An 18,804-nucleotide genomic window follows, 5' to 3' on the forward strand; every position below is an offset into this window, starting at 1 on the left:
CCCTGACGCGCCCCTCCGGACTGCCGACCCTGTGATGTTGTGGCGCCCAGCCTAACGACTCGACGCGGCTCGCCCGACCGCCGGCTCCGCCACCGTGCGAGCACCGCACCCGTGGGAGGATCGCGGGCGATGAGAGCCACCTGCCCTGCGGAGCCGTCCGCGCACACCGTCCGGCCCAGGAGCGGGGCACGCGCACCCCGGACCGGCGCGCGCGCGACGAGCCGCCCCGCCCGCCTGCTCGTCGGCCTCCTCGGTGCGGTCCTCGCGCTCTCGGGGTGCGGCCTGCGCCTCGAGACCCCGCCGCCGGAGCCGCTCGTCCCCGACGCCGTGGAGGTGGTCCGCAGCCGCGCGGTCGACGACGCCCTCGCGCTCGCCGCGGGTGCGGCCGACCTGACCGAGGCACGGGCGGCCGCGGCCGCACCCGAGGACGCGCTGACGCCGGTGCTGGCCGACCTGGTCGCCTTCTCGACCGCGCACGCCGAGCAGCTCGGCGGCGTCTACGACTCGGGCCTGCCCGAGCCGACGGGGACCGCGACGGCGGCGCCCTCCCCCGCGCCCGTCGCCGACCCGGCCGCCCTGCTCGCCCTCGTCGCGACCGCGGCGGACACCGCGCGCACCGACGCCGACGCCGTCGAGGACGGTCAGCTGGCCCGCCTGCTCGCGTCGGTCGCGACCGCACGCTCCGGCCTGCGCGACCGGCTCGGCGCCGCGATCGGGTCGACCCCGCCCGAGCCCGCCGACCCGGCGCCGAGCCCGGCCGCGTCCGTCCAGGCCGGCCCGCTGACGCCCGGCACGTACGCCGACCTCGTCGTCGCCGAGGACGAGGTCGGCTACGCGTACGAGGTCGTCGCGGCGAAGCTCTCGGGCGACGCCCGGGCCGCCGCGCAGGCCGACGCCGCGGCGCACCGGGGACGGGCCGAGGCGTGGGCGCGCGAGGCCGGCGTCGACGGCACCGCGATCGACCCCCGCCGCACCGCGTACGCGCTGCCCGGCGGCATCGACGACCCCGCGGTCGCGGTCGAGCTCGGGCGCACGCTCGAGCTGCGGCTCACCGTCGCGTACGCGAGCGCCGTCGCGGTCGCCCCGGCCGGCGCGCGCACCGCGGTGATCGAGGCCCTGCGGACCGCCGACGCCGAGTCCGCCGCGCACGGCGCTCCCCCGGTCGCGTTCCCCGGGCTGCCCGAGCGGCAGCCGGGCGCCGACGCCGCGCCCGACGCCGGGCCGGCCGAGCCCGCGGGCGGCGCGGACGGCTGACGCCGGAGGCGGCGGGTTCGCCGGGCGCGGCCCCGCGTCGACGACGGGGGCCGCCGCACCGGTGGCGGTCAGCCCGCGAGCAGGTCGTCCACGAGCTCGGCGACCCGGTCCGCGGCCTCGGAGACCGGGACCTGCTCGGCGGCGGGTCCGCCCTCGACCGCCACGCGGGGACGGACCTCGACGACGCCCTCGGCGAGCCCGCGCCCCACGACGACCACGAGCGGCACGCCGAAGAGCTCGGCGTCGTTGAACTTGACCCCGGGCGCGACCTTGGGACGGTCGTCGTAGAGCACCTCGATGCCGCGCGCGGACAGCGTCGTGGCGAGCGACTCGGCGGCCTCGAAGACGGCCGCGTCCTTGCCGGTCGCGACCACGTGCACGTGCGCCGGGGCGACGCCCGGGGGCCAGGCGAGCCCGCGCTCGTCGTGGTTCGCCTCGGCGAGGGCCGCGAGCACGCGTGTGACGCCGATGCCGTAGGAGCCCATCGTGACGACGACGGCCTTGCCGTTCTGGTTCAGCACGGTCAGCCCGAGCGCCTGGGCGTACTTGCGGCCGAGCGCGAAGATGTGGCCGATCTCGATGCCGCGCGCGAGCTCGAGCGGGCCCGAGCCGTCGGGCGCGGGGTCGCCGGCGCGCACCTCGGCGGCCTCGATCGTCCCGTCGGCGGTGAAGTCCCGGCCCGCGACGAGGTCGAACACGTGGCGCCCGGGCTCGTTCGCGCCGGTGATCCACCGGGTGCCCGCCGCGACTCGCGGGTCGAGCAGGTAGCGCAGGCTCGTGCGGGTCTCGTCGTCGGCAGCCTGGCCCGTGGGGTTGGGGCCGAGCACGGCCGGGCCGAGGTAGCCCTTGACGATCTCGGGGTGCGCGGCGAAGTCCGCCTCGCCCGCCGGCTCGACCTCGGCCGGCGAGACGGCCGCCTCGAGGCGCTTGAGGTCGACCTCGCGGTCGCCGGGCAGCCCGACGACGACGAGCTCGCGCTCCCCGGTCGGGTGGACGAGCGCCAGGACGACGTTCTTGAGCGTGTCCGCGGCCGTCCAGGCCCGGTCGGGGCGCGCGAAGCGCTCGTTCGCGAGCGCGACGAGCGTGTCGATCGTCGGGGTGTCGGGGGTGTCCTCGACGTGCGCGGCCGGCGCGTCGTCGAACGGCACGGCGTCGGGGACGACGGTCGTGACGGCCTCGACGTTGGCGGCGTACCCGCCCGCCGAGCGCACGAACGTGTCCTCGCCGATCGCGGTCGGCGTGAGGAACTCCTCGCTGCGCGAGCCGCCCATCGCGCCCGACGTCGCGGCGACGATGACGTACTCGAGCCCGAGGCGCGTGAAGATCCGCTCGTACGCGTCGCGCTGGCGCTGGTAGGACTGCGCGAGGCCCTCGTCGTCGACGTCGAACGAGTACGCGTCCTTCATGATGAACTCGCGGCCGCGGATCAGGCCGGCACGCGGGCGGGCCTCGTCGCGGTACTTCGTCTGGACCTGGAACAGCGTGAGCGGCAGGTCCTTGTACGAGGAGTACAGGTCCTTCACGAGCAGCGTGAAGAGCTCCTCGTGCGTCGGCGCGAGCAGGTAGTCCCCGCCCTTGCGGTCCTTGAGCCGGAAGATGTTCGGCCCGTACTCCGTCCAGCGGCCCGTCGCCTCGTACGGCTCGCGGGGCAGGAGCGCCGGGAAGTGCACCTCCTGCGCACCCGCCGCGGCCATCTCCTCGCGGACGACGGCCTCGACCTTGGCGAGCACGCGCAGGCCCAGCGGGAGCCACGTGTAGATGCCCGGGGCGGCCCGGCGGATGTACCCGGCGCGCACGAGCAGGCGGTGGCTCGCCACCTCGGCGTCGACCGGGTCCTCTCGCAGGGTGCGGACGAACAGCGAGGACAGGCGCAGCAGCATGGCGCAGAGCCTAGTGCGTGCTCCACGATGGACCCGTGCCGGAGCTTCCCGAGGTCGACGCGCTCGCGTCCTTCCTGCGTGAGCGCGTCGTCGGGCGCGCCGTGACCGGGGCCGACGTCGGGGCGATCAGCGCGCTCAAGACCTTCTCCCCCGGTCCGGCGGACCTCGTGGGGCGCACGGTCGTCGGCGTCGAGCGGCACGGCAAGTGGATCGACGTGGCCGTGGGGGACGAGCCGGCGCTGCACCTCGTGCTCCACCTCGCGCGCGCGGGCTGGCTGCGGTGGTACGACGCGGTGCCGAAGACCGCCGTCAAGCCGGGCCGCTCGCCCATCGCGCTGCGCGTGCGCTTCGACGACGGGAGCGGGTTCGACCTCACCGAGGCCGGCACCCGCAAGCGCCTCGCGGTCTACGTCGTGACCGACCCGCACGAGGTCCCGCAGGTCGCGACCCTCGGGGTCGAGCCGCTCTCGGCCGAGTTCACCGCGGCCCGGCTCCGGGAGCTCCTCGCGGCGCGCAACCAGCAGGTCAAGGGCCTGCTGCGCGACCAGGGCACGATCGCCGGCATCGGGAACGCCTACTCCGACGAGATCCTGCACGCGGCCCGGCTGAGCCCGTTCGCGCCGACCCGCTCGTTCGACGCGGACCGCGCCGCGGTCCTCTACCGGGCGGTCGTCGACGTGCTCACCGAGGCCGTCGGCGCCGCCGCCGGGAAGCCCGCCGCCGAGCTCAAGGACGCCAAGCGGCGCGGGATGCGCGTGCACGGCCGGACGGGTGAGCCGTGCCCGGGCTGGGACGGCGTGCCGTGCGGGGACACGGTCCACGAGGTCTCGTTCGCGGACTCCTCGCTGCAGTACTGCCCGACGTGCCAGACGGGCGGCCAGCCGCTCGCGGACCGGCGGCTCTCGCGCCTGCTGCGCTGAGCGCGCGGCCGTCGACGGACGCCCGCAGGGTCAGAACAGGACCGTCGCGTACGTCCCGACCTGGCGGAACCCCACGGACCGGTACGCGGCGAGCGCGCGGGCGTTGTAGTGGTTGGCGTACAGGCTGACCACCGGGGCGACGTCCCGCCGGGTCGCCGCGACGACGGCCGCCATGCCGGGCTCCGAGAGCCCGAGGCCGCGGTGCGACGGGCTGACCCACACGCCCTGCACCTGGGCGACGCCGCCGGCCACCGCGCCGAGCTCGGCCTTGAAGACGACACCGGGACCGCCGTCGGGCGCGACGTCGTCGTCGATGCGCACGAACGAGCGGCCGTCGGCGATGAGGCTGCGCACCCGTGCCTCGTACGGGCCGTCGCTGCCGGAGACCGGCGAGTAACCGACCTCCTCGACGAACATCCGCACGCACGCGGGCAGGACGAGCGGGTACTCCCCCGGCTGCGAGCGGCGCACCGCCGGGTCGGGGGCGAGCACGGGGTCGTCGTCGAGCACCATCGACGGCTGGTCCGCCCGGACCTCGCGCGCCCGCGGCCACTCGTCGGCGAGCCGGTCCCACAGGCCGAGCACCGCGGGGGCCTCGCCGACGATCGAGGAGCACCGGCGCCCGTGCCGCGACGCGAGCGCCGCAAAGCCGTCGAGCGCGTCCTCGGCGGCGTCCTCGACGGGGACGACAGGCACGAGGTTCGCGCCGGCCCAGCAGACCGCGAGCAGCTCGCCGGCGTCCTCGTACCCCCACAGCTGCCCGCCGGTCGAGCGCAGGCCCGTCCGCGCGGCGGACTCCAGGCGTGCGGTCGCGAGCACCGAGGCGACCGGGTCGAGCGCGCACACCGCGAGGGCCGCCGCGACGTCCGCGTCACCCAGGAGACGCCCACCGGCGACCTGGCGGTCCTGCGTGGCCCAGCGCCCACGTCCCATGGCAGCGATTCTGCCCCACGTCCCGCCGGCGCGCCGGGCCGGCGCGAGCCCGGTCCCCGGCTCCGGGCGGCTCGTCCTCAGCCGACCGTCACGACCGTCGGTCCGCCCGCTCCGTCGACCGGCTCCATCGAGTCCGCGAGGCGCATGGCCTCCTCGATGAGCGTCTCGACGATCATCGACTCGGGCACGGTCTTGATGACCTCGCCGCGCACGAAGATCTGGCCCTTGCCGTTGCCCGACGCGACGCCGAGGTCCGCCTCGCGTGCCTCGCCCGGCCCGTTGACGACGCAGCCCATGACGGCGACGCGGAGCGGGACCTCGAGCCCCTCGAGCCCGGCGGTCACCTTCTCGGCGAGCGTGTAGACGTCGACCTGCGCGCGCCCGCACGACGGGCACGACACGATCTCGAGCTTGCGCGGGCGCAGGTTGAGCGACTGCAGGATCTGGATGCCGACCTTGACCTCCTCGACGGGAGGCGCGGACAGCGAGACGCGGATCGTGTCGCCGATGCCCTTGCTCAGCAGCGCGCCGAACGCGGTGGCGGACTTGATCGTGCCCTGGAACGCCGGGCCGGCCTCGGTCACGCCGAGGTGCAGCGGCCAGTCGCCGCGCTCGGACAGCATCTCGTAGGCCCGGACCATGATCACGGGGTCGTTGTGCTTGACGGAGATCTTGAAGTCGTGGAAGCCGTGCTCCTCGAACAGCGACGCCTCCCAGACCGCGGACTCGACGAGCGCCTCCGGCGTCGCCTTGCCGTACTTCGCGAGCAGGCGCGGGTCGAGCGAGCCGGCGTTGACGCCGATCCGGATCGAGACGCCGGCGTCGGTCGCAGCGCGCGCGATCTCCTTGACCTGGTCGTCGAACTTCCGGATGTTGCCCGGGTTGACGCGCACGGCGGCGCAGCCGGCGTCGATCGCCGCGAACACGTACTTCGGCTGGAAATGGATGTCGGCGATCACGGGGATCTGCGACTTGCGCGCGATCGCGGGCAGCGCGTCCGCGTCGTCCTGGCTCGGCACCGCGACGCGCACGATGTCGCAGCCGGACGCCGTCAGGGCGGCGATCTGCTGGAGCGTCGCGTTGATGTCGGTCGTCGGGGTCGTGCACATCGACTGGACGCTGACCGGGGCGTCGCCCCCGACCGCGACCTTGCCGACGTTGATCTTGCGCGTCTTGCGACGGGGGGCCAGCACCGGGGCGGGGGCCTCCGGCATGCCGAGGTTGAGGGGGATGCTCACCGTCCCAGTGTCCCACCCGCAGCCGCCGGCGGTGCCCCGGAGTGACGACTCTCACCACACCCACCCACTCCCCTCGCGCGACCTCACCGGCCGCGCCGAGGGCGGGCGTCAGCCGAGCGTGATGGGCTTGAACAGGTCGGCGTAGACGAGCAGCAGGCCCATGCCCGCGAGCAGCACGAACACGCCGTACGCGAGCGGCACGAGCCGCGCGGTGTCGAACGGCCCGGGCCGGGGCAGGCCGCGCAGGCGGGCGACCTGCCGGCGGGCGCCCTCCCACAGCGCGCCGACCACGTGCCCCCCGTCGAGCGGCAGGAGCGGGATCAGGTTGAACGCGAACAGCGCGATGTTCAGCCCGGCGACGAAGCTCAGGAAGTACTGGACCTGCTCGAGCAGCGAGCGGCTGTCGTCGTCCGCGATCTCGCCGGCGAACCGGCCGAGCCCGACGACGCCGATCAGCCCCTGCTCGTCGCGGGGCTGCGTGCCGAAGGTCGACTCCACGAGATTCCCGACGTGCACGGGGAGGGTCGCGACGACCCCGAAGGTGCGCCACGTCGCGTCCGCGACGAACGGGACCGCCGCCGTGATCGGCTGACGCACGAGCTCGTCGGCCGGGGTCATGCCGAGGAAGCCGACCTGCGTCGTGCGCGGCTCCCCGTCGTCGTCGAGCACGACCGCGCCCTCGTCGTCGAGCAGGGCCCGCTCCGCGACGATCGAGGTGATCTCCGTCGTCACACGCTCGCCGTCGCGCTCGAGCACGAGGTCGACCTCCTCGCCGCCCGACGCCCGGATCTGCGTCTGCAGCTCGGTCCAGCCGTCGACCGCGACGCCGTCGAAGGACACGACACGGTCGCCCGGCTGCAGCCCGGCCGCGGCGGCGGGCGCGGGGGTGTCGTCGTCGGTGCAGGCGCGGGAGGCATCCTCGCTGACCGGGATGACGCACTGGCTGATCGACTCGAGCGTCGTGCTGGGCGTCGGGACCCCGATCCCGGAGAGCAGGACCGTGAACAGGACCAGCGCGATGAGCAGGTTCATGAACGGCCCGCCGAGCATCACGACGAGCTTCTTGGGGGCCGAGAGGCGGTAGAAGGCGCGCGCGTCCTCACCCGGGCGGATCTCCGCGGCGCTGACCTCGCGGGCGTCCGCGGCGACACGGCCGAAGAACCCCCGCGGCTGCGGGTTGCCGACCGCCTCGGCCGGGGGGTACATCCCGACGAGCCGCACGAAGCCCCCGAGCGGGATCGCCTTGAGCCCGTACTCCGTCTCCCCGCGCACGCGCGACCACAGCGTGGGCCCGAAGCCGACCATGTAGTGGCTGACCCGCACGCCGAAGCGCTTCGCCGGGACCATGTGCCCGACCTCGTGCAGCGCGATCGACACGAGCACGCCGACCACCAGCACGAGGACACCGACCAGGTACTCCATGACAGCTCCGCTCCCGTTCCGGTCCGGACGACCGCCCGTCCCGGGCACCATCATCCCCCGCGCGCGCCGGGATCCGGGTCCGCGGGTCGGCGGATCACCCGCGGACGAGCCGCCGGGCGCGCGTCGACGCGGACGGTCGAGGTGGGCGGGGTCGCGCCGAGCGGTCCTGGGGGGCGGACGCGCAGGGAGTCGGTCCCGGGACGCGCGGGTCGCGCACGCGCTCGTTAGGGTCGCGCCATGAGCACGCCCACCGGACGCCCGGCATGACGGTCCCGCCCCGCGGAGAGCCGGCGGCGGCGCAGCCGCCGCTGCCCGCACCCGTGTGGGACGACGCGGCCGGGCTGGTCGACGACCGGGCCGGCGGCGGGCTCGACGGCGGGCTCGACGGCGGGCTCGACGGCGACACCGTGGCGGACGTCGTGGTCGTCGGGGCGGGCGCCGCGGGGCTGTGGGCCGCGTACTACCTGCTCGAGGCCGACCCGGCCCTCGACGTCGTGGTGCTCGAGCAGGCGCGCGCCGCGACCGGCGGCAGCGCGCGCGGACTGGGCTCGTGCTCCGCCCGGCTCGCCGTGAGCGCCGAGGACGTGGCGCGCACGCACGGGCCCGCCGCGGCGCGGAGCCTGCGGGCGGCGATGCGCGACGCGGTCGTCGAGGTCGGGGGCGTCGCCGCGGCCGAGGAGATCGACTGCAACTTCACGTACACGGGCGCCGTCACCGTCGCCCGGACCCTCCCCCAGCTCGCGCGCATGCGGTCCCGGACGTCCGGCGCCGGAGCGTGGGGCGACGAGGAGCACCTCCTGGCGCCCGACGCCGTCGCGGAGCACGTCGGGACGCCCGGCGTCCTCGGCGGGTCCTGGACGCCCGACAGCGCCCAGCTCGACCCGGCGCGGTTGCTGCGCGGGCTCGCGGACGTGCTCGTCGCCCGCGGCGTGCGGCTCGTCGAGGGCACCCGGGTCGTGCGGGTGTCGCCCGGCGCCGTCGTCACGGAGCACGGGACCGTCCGTACGCGCGTCGTGGTCCGGGCACCGGGCGCGTGGACCCCGGCCGTCGCACCTGCGGACCACACGGTCGCCGCGGCGGCGGTGGACCTCCTCGCGACCGAGCCGCTCACCGGCGCCGCGCGGCGGGACGTCGGGCTCGCGCGCGGGCAGGGGCTCGCGGACGCCGCCCACGACCGGGTCGAGGTCCGTCCCACCGCCGACGGCCGGCTCGTCGTCGCGCTGCCCGCCCGCCGCACGCGTGCCCGGACGGGGACGCTCGCCGCCGACGACGTCGAGCGCCTGCGCCGACGCCTCGTCGACGTGCTGCCCGGTGCCGCCGGCACCCGCGTCACGCACGCGTGGCGCGCACCGCTGGCCGTGACGCGCGACGGGATGCCGCGCGTGGGGCTCGACCGGGACACCGGCCTCGGCTGGGCCGTCGGCTTCGGGCGCGACGGCCTCGCCGCGGCGAACGTCGCCGGGCGGACGCTCGCCGACCTCGTGACCGGGAGCGTCACCGAGCTGAGCCGGCTGCCGTGGGTCGAGCACGGCGCCGGGCGGACGCGGCTGCCCGCGCGCCCGACGGCGCTCGCGCTCGCGACGCACGTGGGCCGGGTCGCGGACGCCCTCGAGGCCCGGACCGGACGGGAGAGCCGCGTGCCGGGCCGAGCCCGGTGGTGACACGTCGCGGTCAGCGGCGGTCGAGCACCTCGTGCGCCCGGGCCCGCGCCCAGGTCTCGGCCGCGAGCACGTCGGCGAGGGTCACGTCCGCGGGGGCGGTGCCGCTGTGCTCCGCGAGCACCCGCTCGACGGTCGTGACGATGTCGAGGAAGCCGATCCGTCCGGCGAGGAACGCGGCGACGCACTCCTCGTTGGCGGCGTTGAGCACCGCGGGGTGCGTCGCCGAGGCGGCGACCGCCTCTCGCGCGAGCGCCACCGCGCCGAAGACCTGCTCGTCGAGCGGCTCGAACGTCCAGGCCGTCGCCCGCGTCCAGTCGCACGCCGGGGCGGCGTCCGCGACCCGCTCGGGCCAGGACAGCCCCAGCGCGATCGGCAGCCGCATGTCCGGCGGGGAGGCCTGCGCGATCGTCGAGCCGTCGACGAACTCGACCATCGAGTGGACCACGGACTGCGGGTGCACGACCACCGTGATGTCCTCGACCGGCACGTCGAACAGCAGGTGCGCCTCGATCAGCTCGAGGCCCTTGTTCATGAGCGTCGCCGAGTTCACCGTGACGACCGGTCCCATCGACCACGTGGGGTGGTTCAGCGCCTGCTCGGGCGTCACGGCCTTGATCTCGTCGCGGTCGCGCCCCCGGAACGGTCCGCCCGACGCGGTGAGCACGAGCCGGCGCACCTCCCGCGGGGTGCCCGAGCGCAGCGCCTGGGCGATCGCCGAGTGCTCGGAGTCGACGGGCACGATCTGGTCCGGGCGCTGCTGCGCCGCGCGCACGAGCCGCCCGCCCACGACGAGGGACTCCTTGTTCGCGAGCGCCAGGGTGCTGCCGGCCGTGAGGGCAGCGAGCGTCGGCCCGAGCCCGACGGACCCGGTGATGCCGTTGAGCACGACGTCGGCCCCCCGCTCGGCGAGCCGCGTCGCCGCGTCGGGGCCGGTGAGCACCTCGACGCCGAGCTGACGCAGGCCCGCGTCGGCGCTCGCGCGGGTCAGCTCCGCAAACAGGGGGCCAGCGGCGGCCGGGTCCGCGACCGCGACCGCGTCGACGCCGAGCTCGACCGCCTGGCGTGCGAGCGCGACCGGGTCCGCTCCCCCGGCGCTCAGGCCCGTGACCCGGAACCGGTCGGGGTTGCGGCGGACGACGTCGACGGCCTGGGTCCCGATGGACCCGGTCGACCCGAGCAGGAGGACGGTGCGCTGGCTCACGTGGCCATCATCCCTGGTCCGCCGGCGCGCTCCGTGCAGGTCGGTGCGCCGGGGCACCGCGAGCGGGGGCGTCCACCGGCGACGTGCCGGGTGCCGCGCCGGGCGTCAGTTCACTCCGCGCCGAGGATGACCTCGACGGCGCGGTCGAGGAACGCGTCGACCGGCGCCTCGGCGTAGCCCGCCCGCCCGTTGCGGCGACGGAACGTCGCGGAGCGCAGCTCCTGCGCGGTGAGCGGCTGACCCTTGTCGAAGTACGCGATGAGGCGGTGGCAGATGTCGTCGACGTCCGCCGGCTCGTAGCCGGGCTGGCGCCCGTGCGGGGGTGCGAAGCGCTCGCCGTCGGGGCGGGTGAGCCGCCCGTACAGCGTGCGCGCCTGCTCCGCGAGCCGGTCCATCCACGCCTGCTGGCCGTGCTCGGCGACGAAGTCGGCCCGCGACCGCGCCACGAAGGCCGCCTCGAGCCGGTCGAGCGCCGCGTCGACCGCGGACGTCACGTACCCGCGACGGACCATGTCGAACGCGACCGTCCGGACGTCCCGACCCGACAGCGCGCCGGCCGGACCCTTCTCGTACACCGCTCGCGCGTGCTCGAAGAAGTCGTCCACCTCGTCGGGGTCGTAGCCGGTGCGCAGGCCCGAGACGGTCCGGAACATGACGTCGCTCACCCTTCCTCATCGGCTGCGAGCTGGCCGCACGCGCCGTCGATGTCACTCCCCCGAGTGTCACGGATCGTCGTCGGGATGCCGTGCGCGCGCAAGCGTGCCACGAACTCGGCCTCGACCGCGGGATCGCTCGCCGTCCAGATCGACCCCGGTGTCGGGTTGAGCGGGATCGGGTTGCAGTGCACCCAGCCCTTGCCGCGCGCGTTGAGCTTCTCGCCCAGCATGTCGGCGCGCCACGCGTGGTCGTTCATGTCGCGGATGAGCGCGTACTCGATCGACACCCGGCGGCCGGTGACCTGGAAGTATCGGTACGCGGCGTCGAGCGTCTGGTCGACGCTCCAGCGGGTGTTGACCGGGACCAGGGTGTCGCGCAGCTCGTCGTCGGGGGCGTGCATCGACACGGCGAGCGTCACCGGGATGCCCTCGTTCGTGAGCTTCTCGATCGCCGGCACGAGCCCGACCGTCGAGACCGTGATGTTGCGCGCCGACATGCCGAGGCCGTCGGGCGCGGGGGCGACGAGGCGTCGCACCGTCTCCATGACCGCCTTGTAGTTCGCGAGCGGCTCGCCCATGCCCATGAACACGAGGTTCGACAGCCGCGTCGGCCCGCCGGGGATCTCGCCGTCCGCGAGCGAGCGCGCGGCCGCGCGGACCTGCTCGACGATCTCCGCGGTCGACAGGTTGCGGGTCAGACCGAGCTGGCCCGTCGCGCAGAAGGGGCACGCCATGCCGCAGCCGGCCTGGCTCGACACGCACAGCGTCGACCGGTTCGGGTACCGCATGAGCACCGACTCGACCTTGGCGCCGTCGAACAGGTGCCACAGCGTCTTGACGGTCGTGCCGCCGTCGGCCTGGAGCGTCCGGGCCGCCGTGAGCAGCGGCGGGAACAGCTCCGCGGCGAGCGTGTCGCGGCTCGCCTTCGGCAGGTCGGTCATCTCGGCCGGGTCGGACGTCAGGTGCGTGAAGTAGTGCGTCGCGAGCTGCTTGGCCCGGAACGGCTTCTCGCCGAGCGCCGTGACGGCCTCGACGCGCTGCTCGGGCGTGAGGTCGACGAAGTGGCGCGGCGGCTTGCCGCGGGCGCCGCGCGTCGGCGCGGACATGTTCAGGGTGACGGGTGTCCCGCTCATGACGGGCACCCCCTCTCGGGTTCGGGTCGTGCGCCGCTCAGACGACCGGCTGGAGCACGGTGAGGATCAGGTAGACGACCGGGGCCGTGAGGAGCATCGAGTCCAGGCGGTCCAGCAGACCGCCGTGGCCCGGGAGCAACGAGCCCATGTCCTTGAGCTCGAGGTCGCGCTTGAGCAGCGACTCGGACAGGTCGCCGAGGGACGCGGTGACGACGGTCGCGACGCCGAGCGCCACCCCGACGACCGGGGCGCCGTCGAACATGGCCCCGATCCCGACGACGCCGACGAGGCACGCCAGGACGAGCGAGCCGATGAGGCCCTCCCACGTCTTCTTCGGGCTGACCGACGGCGCGAGCGGGTGCCGGCCGATCAGGACCCCGACGACGTAGCCGCCGGTGTCGCTCGCGACGCACAGCAGGATGAACAGCAGGACGCGGAACGCGCCGTCGGGCTGCGCGAGCAGGAGCATCACGAAGCCCGCGAGGAACGGCAGGTACGCCGCCGCGAACGCCGCACCGGTCGCGTCGCGCAGCGCGGGGGCGCCGCTCCCGTCGAGCACACGCCAGACGACGGCACCGCCGACCGTCAGCATGAACGCGACGAACAGCGCCTCCGCGCCGGCCATGTACGCCGAGACGAGGATGCCCACGTCCCCGACGAGCAGCGGCAGAAGCGGCAGGTGGATCCCGCGCCGCGCGAAGGCCTGCGCGAGCTCCCACAGCCCCGCGCCGACCGCGAGCACCGTGAGGACGAGGAAGCCCTCCTTGCGGACGAACAGCGAGGCCCCGACGATCGCGAGGAGCGTCAGGCCCACCACGACGGCGACGGGCAGGTCGCGGCCCGTGCGCGAGACCCCGGGTGTCCGGGGTGCGCTGGCGGCGGCGAGGCGGGCGGCGTTCTGGGGCATCAGACCTCGAGCAGCTCGTTCTCCTTGGCGGAGAGCACGGTGTCGATCACGTCGACGTGCCGCTTCGTGAGCTGCTCCAGCTCCTTCTCCGCGCGACCGACCTCGTCCTCGCCCGCCTCGCCGTCCTTCGCGATGCGGTCGAGCTCCTCCTTGGCACGCCGGCGGATGTTGCGCACCGAGATGCGCGCGTCCTCGGCCTTGGTGCGGGCGAGCTTGACGTAGTCCTTGCGGCGCTCCTGCGTGAGCGCAGGCAGCACCACGCGGATGACGTTGCCGTCGTTCGTCGGGTTCACGCCGAGGTCGGAGTCCCGCAGCGCCTTTTCCACGGCGCTCGACGACGACTTGTCGAACGGCGTGATGAGGATCGTGCGGGCCTCGGTCACGTTGAACGACGCGAGCTGCTGCAGCGGGGTCGGGCTGCCGTAGTAGTCGACGAAGATCTTCGAGAACATGGCGGCGTTCGCCCGCCCCGTGCGGATCGTCGCGAAGTCCTCCTTGGCGACCTCGATCGCCTTGTCCATCTTTTCCTCGGCCTCGAGGAGGGTCTCGTCGATCACCGGTGCTCCTTCATGTGCTCGGGGGTGCGGTCGTGCGGGGGTGGTCGTGCGGCGCGGACGCCCGTCAGTCGACGGTGACCAGCGTGCCGATCTTCTCACCCTGCAGCGCGCGCGTGACGTTGCCGGGCTCCATGCCGAACACGCGCATCCGCACGTCGTTGTCGCGGCACAGGCTGATCGCCGTGGCGTCCATGACGCCCAGGTCGTTGACGAGCGCGTCGGTGTAGGTCAGGTGGTCGAGCTTGACCGCCGTGGGGTCGGTGCGGGGGTCCGCGGTGTAGACGCCGTCCACGCCGTTCTTGCCCATGAGCACCTCCTGGCAGTGCGTCTCGAGCGCGCGCTGCACGGAGACCGTGTCCGTCGAGAAGAACGGCATGCCGGCGCCGGCGCCGAAGATCACGACGCGGCCCTTCTCCATGTGGCGGATCGCGCGCAGCGGGATGTACGGCTCGGCGACCTGGCCCATCGTGATCGCGGTCTGCACGCGCGTGCTGACGCCCGCCTGCTCGAGGAAGTCCTGCAGCGCGAGGCAGTTCATGACCGTGCCGAGCATGCCCATGTAGTCGGCCCGGGCGCGGTCGATGCCGCGCTGCGCGAGCTCGGCGCCGCGGAAGAAGTTGCCGCCGCCGACGACGATCGCGACCTGCACGCCGCTGCGGACCGCGACCGCGATCTCGGCGGCGACCCGCTGGACGACGTCGGGGGCGAGGCCGACGGCGCCGCCGCCGAACATCTCCCCCGAGAGCTTGAGGAGGACCCGGCGAGGCAGGACGCCGTCCTGGTCCGGTGCGATCGCGTCCTGGCCCACGGTGCCTCCTGCTGTGCTCGACGTGCTCGGTCTGGGGTGCTCGTGCCGGTGGCCCCGGCCCGTGGTCGGGCCGGGGCCACCGGTGTCGCGTCGGTGCTCAGGCGCCGACGCGGAACCGCACGAACGCCGTGACGGTGCCGCCGGCCTCGGTGAGGACCTGGCCGACCGTCTTCTTCGGGTCCTTGGCGAACGCCTGCTCGAGCAGGACGTTCTCCTTGAAGTAACCGTTCAGGCGTCCCTCGATGATCTTCGGGAGCGCGGCCTCGGGCTTGCCCTCGTTGCGCGCGGTCTCCTCGGCGATGTGACGCTCCGAGGCGACCGTCTCCTCGGCGACCTCGTCACGCGTGAGGAACGTCGGGGAGTACGCCGCGATGTGCGTCGCGATGTCGCGCGCGACCGCGGCACCGGCCGCGTCCGTCGCCACGAGGACGCCGACCTGCGGGGGCAGGTCCTTGTTGACCTTGTGCAGGTAGACCTCGACGTGCTCACCGGCGACGCGCGCCACGCGGCGCACGACGACCTTCTCGCCGAGCGTCGCGGCCGTCTCGTCGACAACCGACTGCAGCGAGGAGCCGTCGACGTCCGAGGCCAGGAGCGCCTCGGCGTCCGCCGCACCCGACGCGACGGCGGCCGCGAGGACCTTGTCGGCGAGCCCGATGAACGTGGTGTTCTTCGCGACGAAGTCGGTCTCCGAGTTGACCTCGACGAGCACGCCCGTCTGGCCCTGGCCGTCGGCCGCGACGTTCGCCGCGACGAGACCGTCGGAGGCCGAGCGGCCCTCGCGCTTGCCGACACCCTTGAGGCCCTTGACGCGGATGATCTCGAGCGCCTTGTCGGCGTCGCCCTCCGCCTCCTCGAGCGCCTTCTTGACGTCGAGCATCCCCGCGCCGGTCTTCTCGCGGAGCGCCTTGATGTCAGCGAGGCTGTAGTTCGCCATCAGTCTGTGTCCGTCCTTGTCGTCAGATGGGGATGGGTGCGCGTCACTTGGACGCGGCGTCACCCTCGGTGGCGGGCGTGGCGACGTCCGGGACGTCGATCGCGGGGGCGGCGTCCTGGCCCGGGGCCTCGGCGGCCTCGCCGGCCGGCGTGGAGTCGTCCCCGACGGTCGCGGCGTCCTGCGCGGCGGCGTCCGTGGCGGCGACGACCGGCTCGGCGGCGGCCTCGGTGGTCTCGGCCTGCGCGGCCTCGGTCGGGGTGGTCGCCCCGCCCGCGAGGTCGGCCTCGGCACCGGCGAGGAGCTCGCGCTCCCACTCGGCGAGCGGCTCGGCGTCGGCAGCAGCCGCGTCCGTGCCGCCGCTGCGGCCTGAGTGACGCTGCATGAGGCCCTCGGCCGCGGCGTCCGCGATCACGCGGGTCAGCAGCGAGACGGCGCGGATCGCGTCGTCGTTGCCCGGGATCTTGTAGTCGACGACGTCGGGGTCGCAGTTCGTGTCGAGGATCGCGACGATCGGGATGCCGAGCTTGCGCGCCTCGTCGACCGCGAGGTGCTCCTTGTTCGTGTCGACGATCCAGATCGCCGAGGGCACCTTCGTCATGTCGCGGATGCCGCCGAGCGTCTTGGCGAGCTTGTCGCGCTCGCGACGCATGATGAGGAGCTCCTTCTTCGTGAAGGCGCTGCCCGCGACGTCGTCGAAGTCGACGAGCTCGAGCTCCTTGAGGCGCTGGAGCCGCTTGTTGACGGTCTGGAAGTTGGTGAGCATGCCACCGAGCCAGCGCTGGTTGACGTAGGGCATGCCCACGCGCGCGGCCTGCTCGGCGACGGGCTCCTGCGCCTGCTTCTTCGTGCCGACGAAGAGGATCGTCCCGCCGTGCGCGACGGTCTCCTTGACGAAGTTGTAGGCGCTGTCGATGTACGTCAGCGACTGCTGCAGGTCGACGATGTAGATGCCGTTGCGCTCGGTGAAGATGAAGCGCTTCATCTTGGGGTTCCAGCGGCGGGTCTGGTGCCCGAAGTGGACACCGCTCTCGAGCAGCTGGCGCATGGTCACGACGGCCATGGCACGTCCTTCCGGCGCGCACCCGTGGGCACGCGCGTCTGGGCGGGTCCCACGCCGGGGACCCGCATCTCGGTTGTCGGCCTCGACCGGTCGGTCGGTGCCCCTGGCGCCACGTCGCTGCTGGCGCCGGGCTGCGAGCCCGGACCGGTGCCAGCGCCGACCCTCGTGCCCGTGCGTGGTCGCACCCGGACCGGGTGCGTGCCTGCGGGGCGGAGATGATGACGCGCGATGTCGACCGGCACGTACCGGTCGCGAGCGTCAGTCTAGCGGACGGTCGCGGAGGTCTCGGCCACGTGGCGCGGGCGCCGGGCCGCCTCGGTCCGAGCCGGCACTCCGCCCCGTCGGCCCCGTCCGCCTTGCCTGTCGCCGTCCGGTGCTGTCCGACGTGCGGCGCCCGTCCCCACGTCGACCCTCCCGTCGACGCCGAGGAACCCGACCTCGGCCACCCCCAGCCCCGCCTCGGCTCCGCGACCCGCACGGTCGACCGGAGGCCCGTCGCGCGGCGCGCTCCCCCCGACCAGCGTGGAGGCATGGACGAGACCCCGACCGCGCACCCCGACGCCGACGGAACCGCGCTCGGCGCGCACCGGAGCGACCCCCTGGCTCCGAACCCTTCGCGGGCGCACCGCACACGCAGCGGCCACCGGACGTCGCGTGCCGGACCACTGGCTGCACCGGGGAGCGTGCCGGTCCCGCCGCGCCGGGCCTCCCGGATTCGCAGGCTGCGCGCGGTCGTCCTCGGAGCCGTGCTCGCCGTGCCGCTCGCCACCGTCGTCGCCGCGGACGTCGTCGCAGGGCCGGGCGCGGCGCCCGGTGAGCGCCTCGGCGCGTCGCCGGCGACGGACCGCGGGTACACGTTCCCGCTCGAGGAGCCCGTCGAGGTCGTCCGCGCGTTCGACGCGCCCGAGGAGCGCTGGCTCAGCGGGCACCGCGGCGTCGACCTCCGGGCCGCGCCCGGGGACCCCGTGCTCGCGCCGGCGCCGGGCGTCGTGACGTTCGCCGGCCCGGTCGCCGGGCGCGTCGTCCTGACGCTGCGGCACCCGGACGGCCGTCGGTCGAGCGTCGAGCCGGTCGTGCCCGGGGTCGCCGCCGGCGACGCGGTCGAGCAGGGCGCGGTGGTCGGTCAGGTGGGTGGCGGGGAGACGCACTGCGCCCCCGCCACGTGCCTGCACTGGGGCGTGCGGACACCCGGCGACGCGTACGTCGACCCGCTCACGCTCCTGGCCGGACGGGGGCCCGTGGTCCTGCTGCCGGACGCCCCGTGACGGCGGCGGCGCCGGGCGTCAGGCGCGGTCGGACTCGGTCAGCTTGGTGCGCAGCCGCAGCATCGCCGCGGTGTGCATCTGCGAGATCCGCGACTCGGTGACGCCGAGCACGCGGCCGATCTCCGCGAGGGTCATGCCCTAGTAGTAGTAGAGGACCAGCACGATCTTCTCGCGCTCGCCGAGCTGCTCGATCGCGCGGGCCAGCAGGAACTTGGTCTCCTGCGCCTCGAACGAGCCCGCAGGGTCCTGCGCGCGGTGGTCGCCGAGGGTGTCGACGAGGCTCACCTTGTCCGAGCGCTCCGAGCCCGCGCCGAGCAGCTCGTCGAGCGCGACCACGTTGACCGTCGAGAGCTGGGTGAAGACCCCGCGCAGCTCGCCGACGCCCATCTCGAGCCGCCCGGCGACCTCCTGCTCGCTGGGCGTGCGGTGCAGCTCGCCCTCGAGCTCGGCGTACGCACGGTCGACCGCTCGGGCCTTCGTGCGGACCGAGCGCGGGATCCAGTCCATCGCGCGGAGCTCGTCGATGATGGCGCCGCGGATGCGCGCGCTCGCGTACGTCTCGAACTTCACGGCCCGGTCGAGCGCGTACTTCTCGATCGCGTCGATGAGCCCGAACATGCCGTACGAGACCAGGTCCGCCTGCTCGACCGTACTGGGCAGGCGCATGCCGACGCGCGACGCGACCGAGGTGACGAGCGGGGCGTAGTGCAGGATCAGCCGCTCGCGCAGCAGACGGTCGCCCGTCGCCTTGAACTCGCGCCACGCCGCCTCGATCGGGTCGACCTCGAGGAGGTCCACGTCGCCGGGGACGGCGGCCGGGATCGCCGGCGCGGGCACCGAGCTCAGGCGACGCTGCGCGGGGACGACCGCGGCGGCGTGCGGCTGCGGCACCACACCGTCCGGGGCCGTCACGCTGCGGGCGCGCTCAGCGAGGGACGCGACCGTCTCGGCGTGTGCCGTCATCGTGCTCTC

At 74.6% G+C, this 18,804-nt stretch carries 18 protein-coding genes; 4 read left to right on the top strand and 14 right to left on the bottom strand.

Translation table 11 applies throughout. The annotated features are described in order from the left end of the window. Positions 1–129 precede the first annotated feature (129 nt). Entirely contained in the window at positions 130–1,254 is a 1,125-nt protein-coding gene (locus CCE01nite_RS11420) for a DUF4439 domain-containing protein (RefSeq protein ID WP_141372373.1), read from the top strand. 68 nt (positions 1,255–1,322) lie between these two features. Here the strand turns inward: CCE01nite_RS11420 and CCE01nite_RS11425 are convergent, their stop codons facing one another. Beyond that, positions 1,323–3,134: a proline--tRNA ligase gene (locus CCE01nite_RS11425; protein WP_141372374.1), complete on the bottom strand. Its 1,812-nt coding sequence runs from the start codon at positions 3,132–3,134 to the stop codon at positions 1,323–1,325. 35 nt (positions 3,135–3,169) lie between these two features. Here CCE01nite_RS11425 and CCE01nite_RS11430 point away from each other — a divergent pair, with 35 nt between their 5' ends. Next, entirely contained in the window at positions 3,170–4,054 is an 885-nt protein-coding gene (locus tag CCE01nite_RS11430; protein WP_141372375.1) for an Fpg/Nei family DNA glycosylase, read from the top strand. Positions 4,055–4,084: 30 nt separating this feature from the next. Here CCE01nite_RS11430 and CCE01nite_RS11435 read toward each other — a convergent pair whose 3' ends face one another. The 3 genes from CCE01nite_RS11435 to CCE01nite_RS11445 all read right to left on the bottom strand — a co-directional run bounded on the left by CCE01nite_RS11435 (position 4,085) and on the right by CCE01nite_RS11445 (position 7,647). Then, the gene (locus tag CCE01nite_RS11435; protein WP_141372376.1) at positions 4,085–4,987 is read right to left on the bottom strand and encodes a GNAT family N-acetyltransferase; all 903 of its coding nucleotides are present in this window, start codon (positions 4,985–4,987) and stop codon (positions 4,085–4,087) included. A gap of 77 nt (positions 4,988–5,064) precedes the next feature. Then, entirely contained in the window at positions 5,065–6,201 is a 1,137-nt protein-coding gene (gene ispG / locus CCE01nite_RS11440; RefSeq protein WP_174774694.1) for a flavodoxin-dependent (E)-4-hydroxy-3-methylbut-2-enyl-diphosphate synthase, read from the bottom strand. Between the two features lie 132 nt (positions 6,202–6,333). After that, a complete protein-coding gene (locus CCE01nite_RS11445; protein ID WP_141372378.1) occupies positions 6,334–7,647 on the bottom strand; it encodes a M50 family metallopeptidase in 1,314 nt (437 codons plus the stop codon). Positions 7,648–7,910: 263 nt separating this feature from the next. Here CCE01nite_RS11445 and CCE01nite_RS11450 point away from each other — a divergent pair, with 263 nt between their 5' ends. Next, entirely contained in the window at positions 7,911–9,308 is a 1,398-nt protein-coding gene (locus tag CCE01nite_RS11450) for an NAD(P)/FAD-dependent oxidoreductase (protein WP_141372379.1), read from the top strand. 10 nt (positions 9,309–9,318) lie between these two features. Here CCE01nite_RS11450 and dxr read toward each other — a convergent pair whose 3' ends face one another. The 8 genes from dxr to rpsB all read right to left on the bottom strand — a co-directional run bounded on the left by dxr (position 9,319) and on the right by rpsB (position 16,567). Beyond that, positions 9,319–10,509 carry a 1-deoxy-D-xylulose-5-phosphate reductoisomerase gene (gene dxr / locus CCE01nite_RS11455; RefSeq protein ID WP_034628458.1) on the bottom strand — a complete coding sequence of 397 codons (1,191 nt, stop codon included), beginning with the start codon at positions 10,507–10,509 and terminating at the stop codon, positions 9,319–9,321. Positions 10,510–10,619: 110 nt separating this feature from the next. Next, a complete protein-coding gene (locus tag CCE01nite_RS11460; RefSeq protein ID WP_034628462.1) occupies positions 10,620–11,174 on the bottom strand; it encodes a DivIVA domain-containing protein in 555 nt (184 codons plus the stop codon). Next, positions 11,171–12,298: a dual-specificity RNA methyltransferase RlmN gene (rlmN, locus tag CCE01nite_RS11465; RefSeq protein ID WP_034628518.1), complete on the bottom strand. Its 1,128-nt coding sequence runs from the start codon at positions 12,296–12,298 to the stop codon at positions 11,171–11,173. The genes CCE01nite_RS11460 and rlmN overlap by 4 nt, the downstream gene beginning before the upstream one ends. A gap of 37 nt (positions 12,299–12,335) precedes the next feature. Beyond that, the gene (locus tag CCE01nite_RS11470) at positions 12,336–13,205 is read right to left on the bottom strand and encodes a phosphatidate cytidylyltransferase (RefSeq protein WP_034628467.1); all 870 of its coding nucleotides are present in this window, start codon (positions 13,203–13,205) and stop codon (positions 12,336–12,338) included. Next, positions 13,205–13,762 (bottom strand): ribosome recycling factor, encoded by a 558-nt coding sequence (frr, locus tag CCE01nite_RS11475; protein WP_034628471.1) that lies wholly within the window; start codon positions 13,760–13,762, stop codon positions 13,205–13,207. The genes CCE01nite_RS11470 and frr overlap by 1 nt, the downstream gene beginning before the upstream one ends. A 64-nt stretch (positions 13,763–13,826) precedes the next feature. Beyond that, positions 13,827–14,570, bottom strand: coding sequence for a UMP kinase (gene pyrH, locus CCE01nite_RS11480; protein WP_052103967.1), 744 nt, complete (start codon positions 14,568–14,570; stop codon positions 13,827–13,829). A 97-nt stretch (positions 14,571–14,667) separates the two neighbouring features. Further along, positions 14,668–15,507 (bottom strand): translation elongation factor Ts, encoded by an 840-nt coding sequence (tsf, locus tag CCE01nite_RS11485; protein ID WP_034628474.1) that lies wholly within the window; start codon positions 15,505–15,507, stop codon positions 14,668–14,670. 43 nt (positions 15,508–15,550) lie between these two features. Continuing rightward, positions 15,551–16,567 (bottom strand): 30S ribosomal protein S2, encoded by a 1,017-nt coding sequence (gene rpsB, locus CCE01nite_RS11490; protein ID WP_034628476.1) that lies wholly within the window; start codon positions 16,565–16,567, stop codon positions 15,551–15,553. Between the two features lie 755 nt (positions 16,568–17,322). On the opposite strand from rpsB, the gene CCE01nite_RS11495 reads away from it, so the two are divergent. Next, positions 17,323–17,832 (top strand): M23 family metallopeptidase, encoded by a 510-nt coding sequence (locus CCE01nite_RS11495; RefSeq protein WP_246056473.1) that lies wholly within the window; start codon positions 17,323–17,325, stop codon positions 17,830–17,832. Between the two features lie 18 nt (positions 17,833–17,850). Here CCE01nite_RS11495 and CCE01nite_RS22625 read toward each other — a convergent pair whose 3' ends face one another. Further along, positions 17,851–17,967, bottom strand: a complete 117-nt coding sequence (locus CCE01nite_RS22625) for a sigma factor-like helix-turn-helix DNA-binding protein (protein ID WP_281282386.1) — start codon at positions 17,965–17,967, stop codon at positions 17,851–17,853. Positions 17,968–17,970: 3 nt separating this feature from the next. After that, positions 17,971–18,795, bottom strand: coding sequence for a FliA/WhiG family RNA polymerase sigma factor (locus CCE01nite_RS11500; RefSeq protein WP_246056475.1), 825 nt, complete (start codon positions 18,793–18,795; stop codon positions 17,971–17,973). Between the last annotated feature and the right edge of the window lie 9 nt (positions 18,796–18,804).

It is taken from the genome of Cellulomonas cellasea, assembly GCF_006538745.1.
Classification (GTDB): Bacteria; Actinomycetota; Actinomycetes; order Actinomycetales; family Cellulomonadaceae; genus Cellulomonas_A; species Cellulomonas_A cellasea.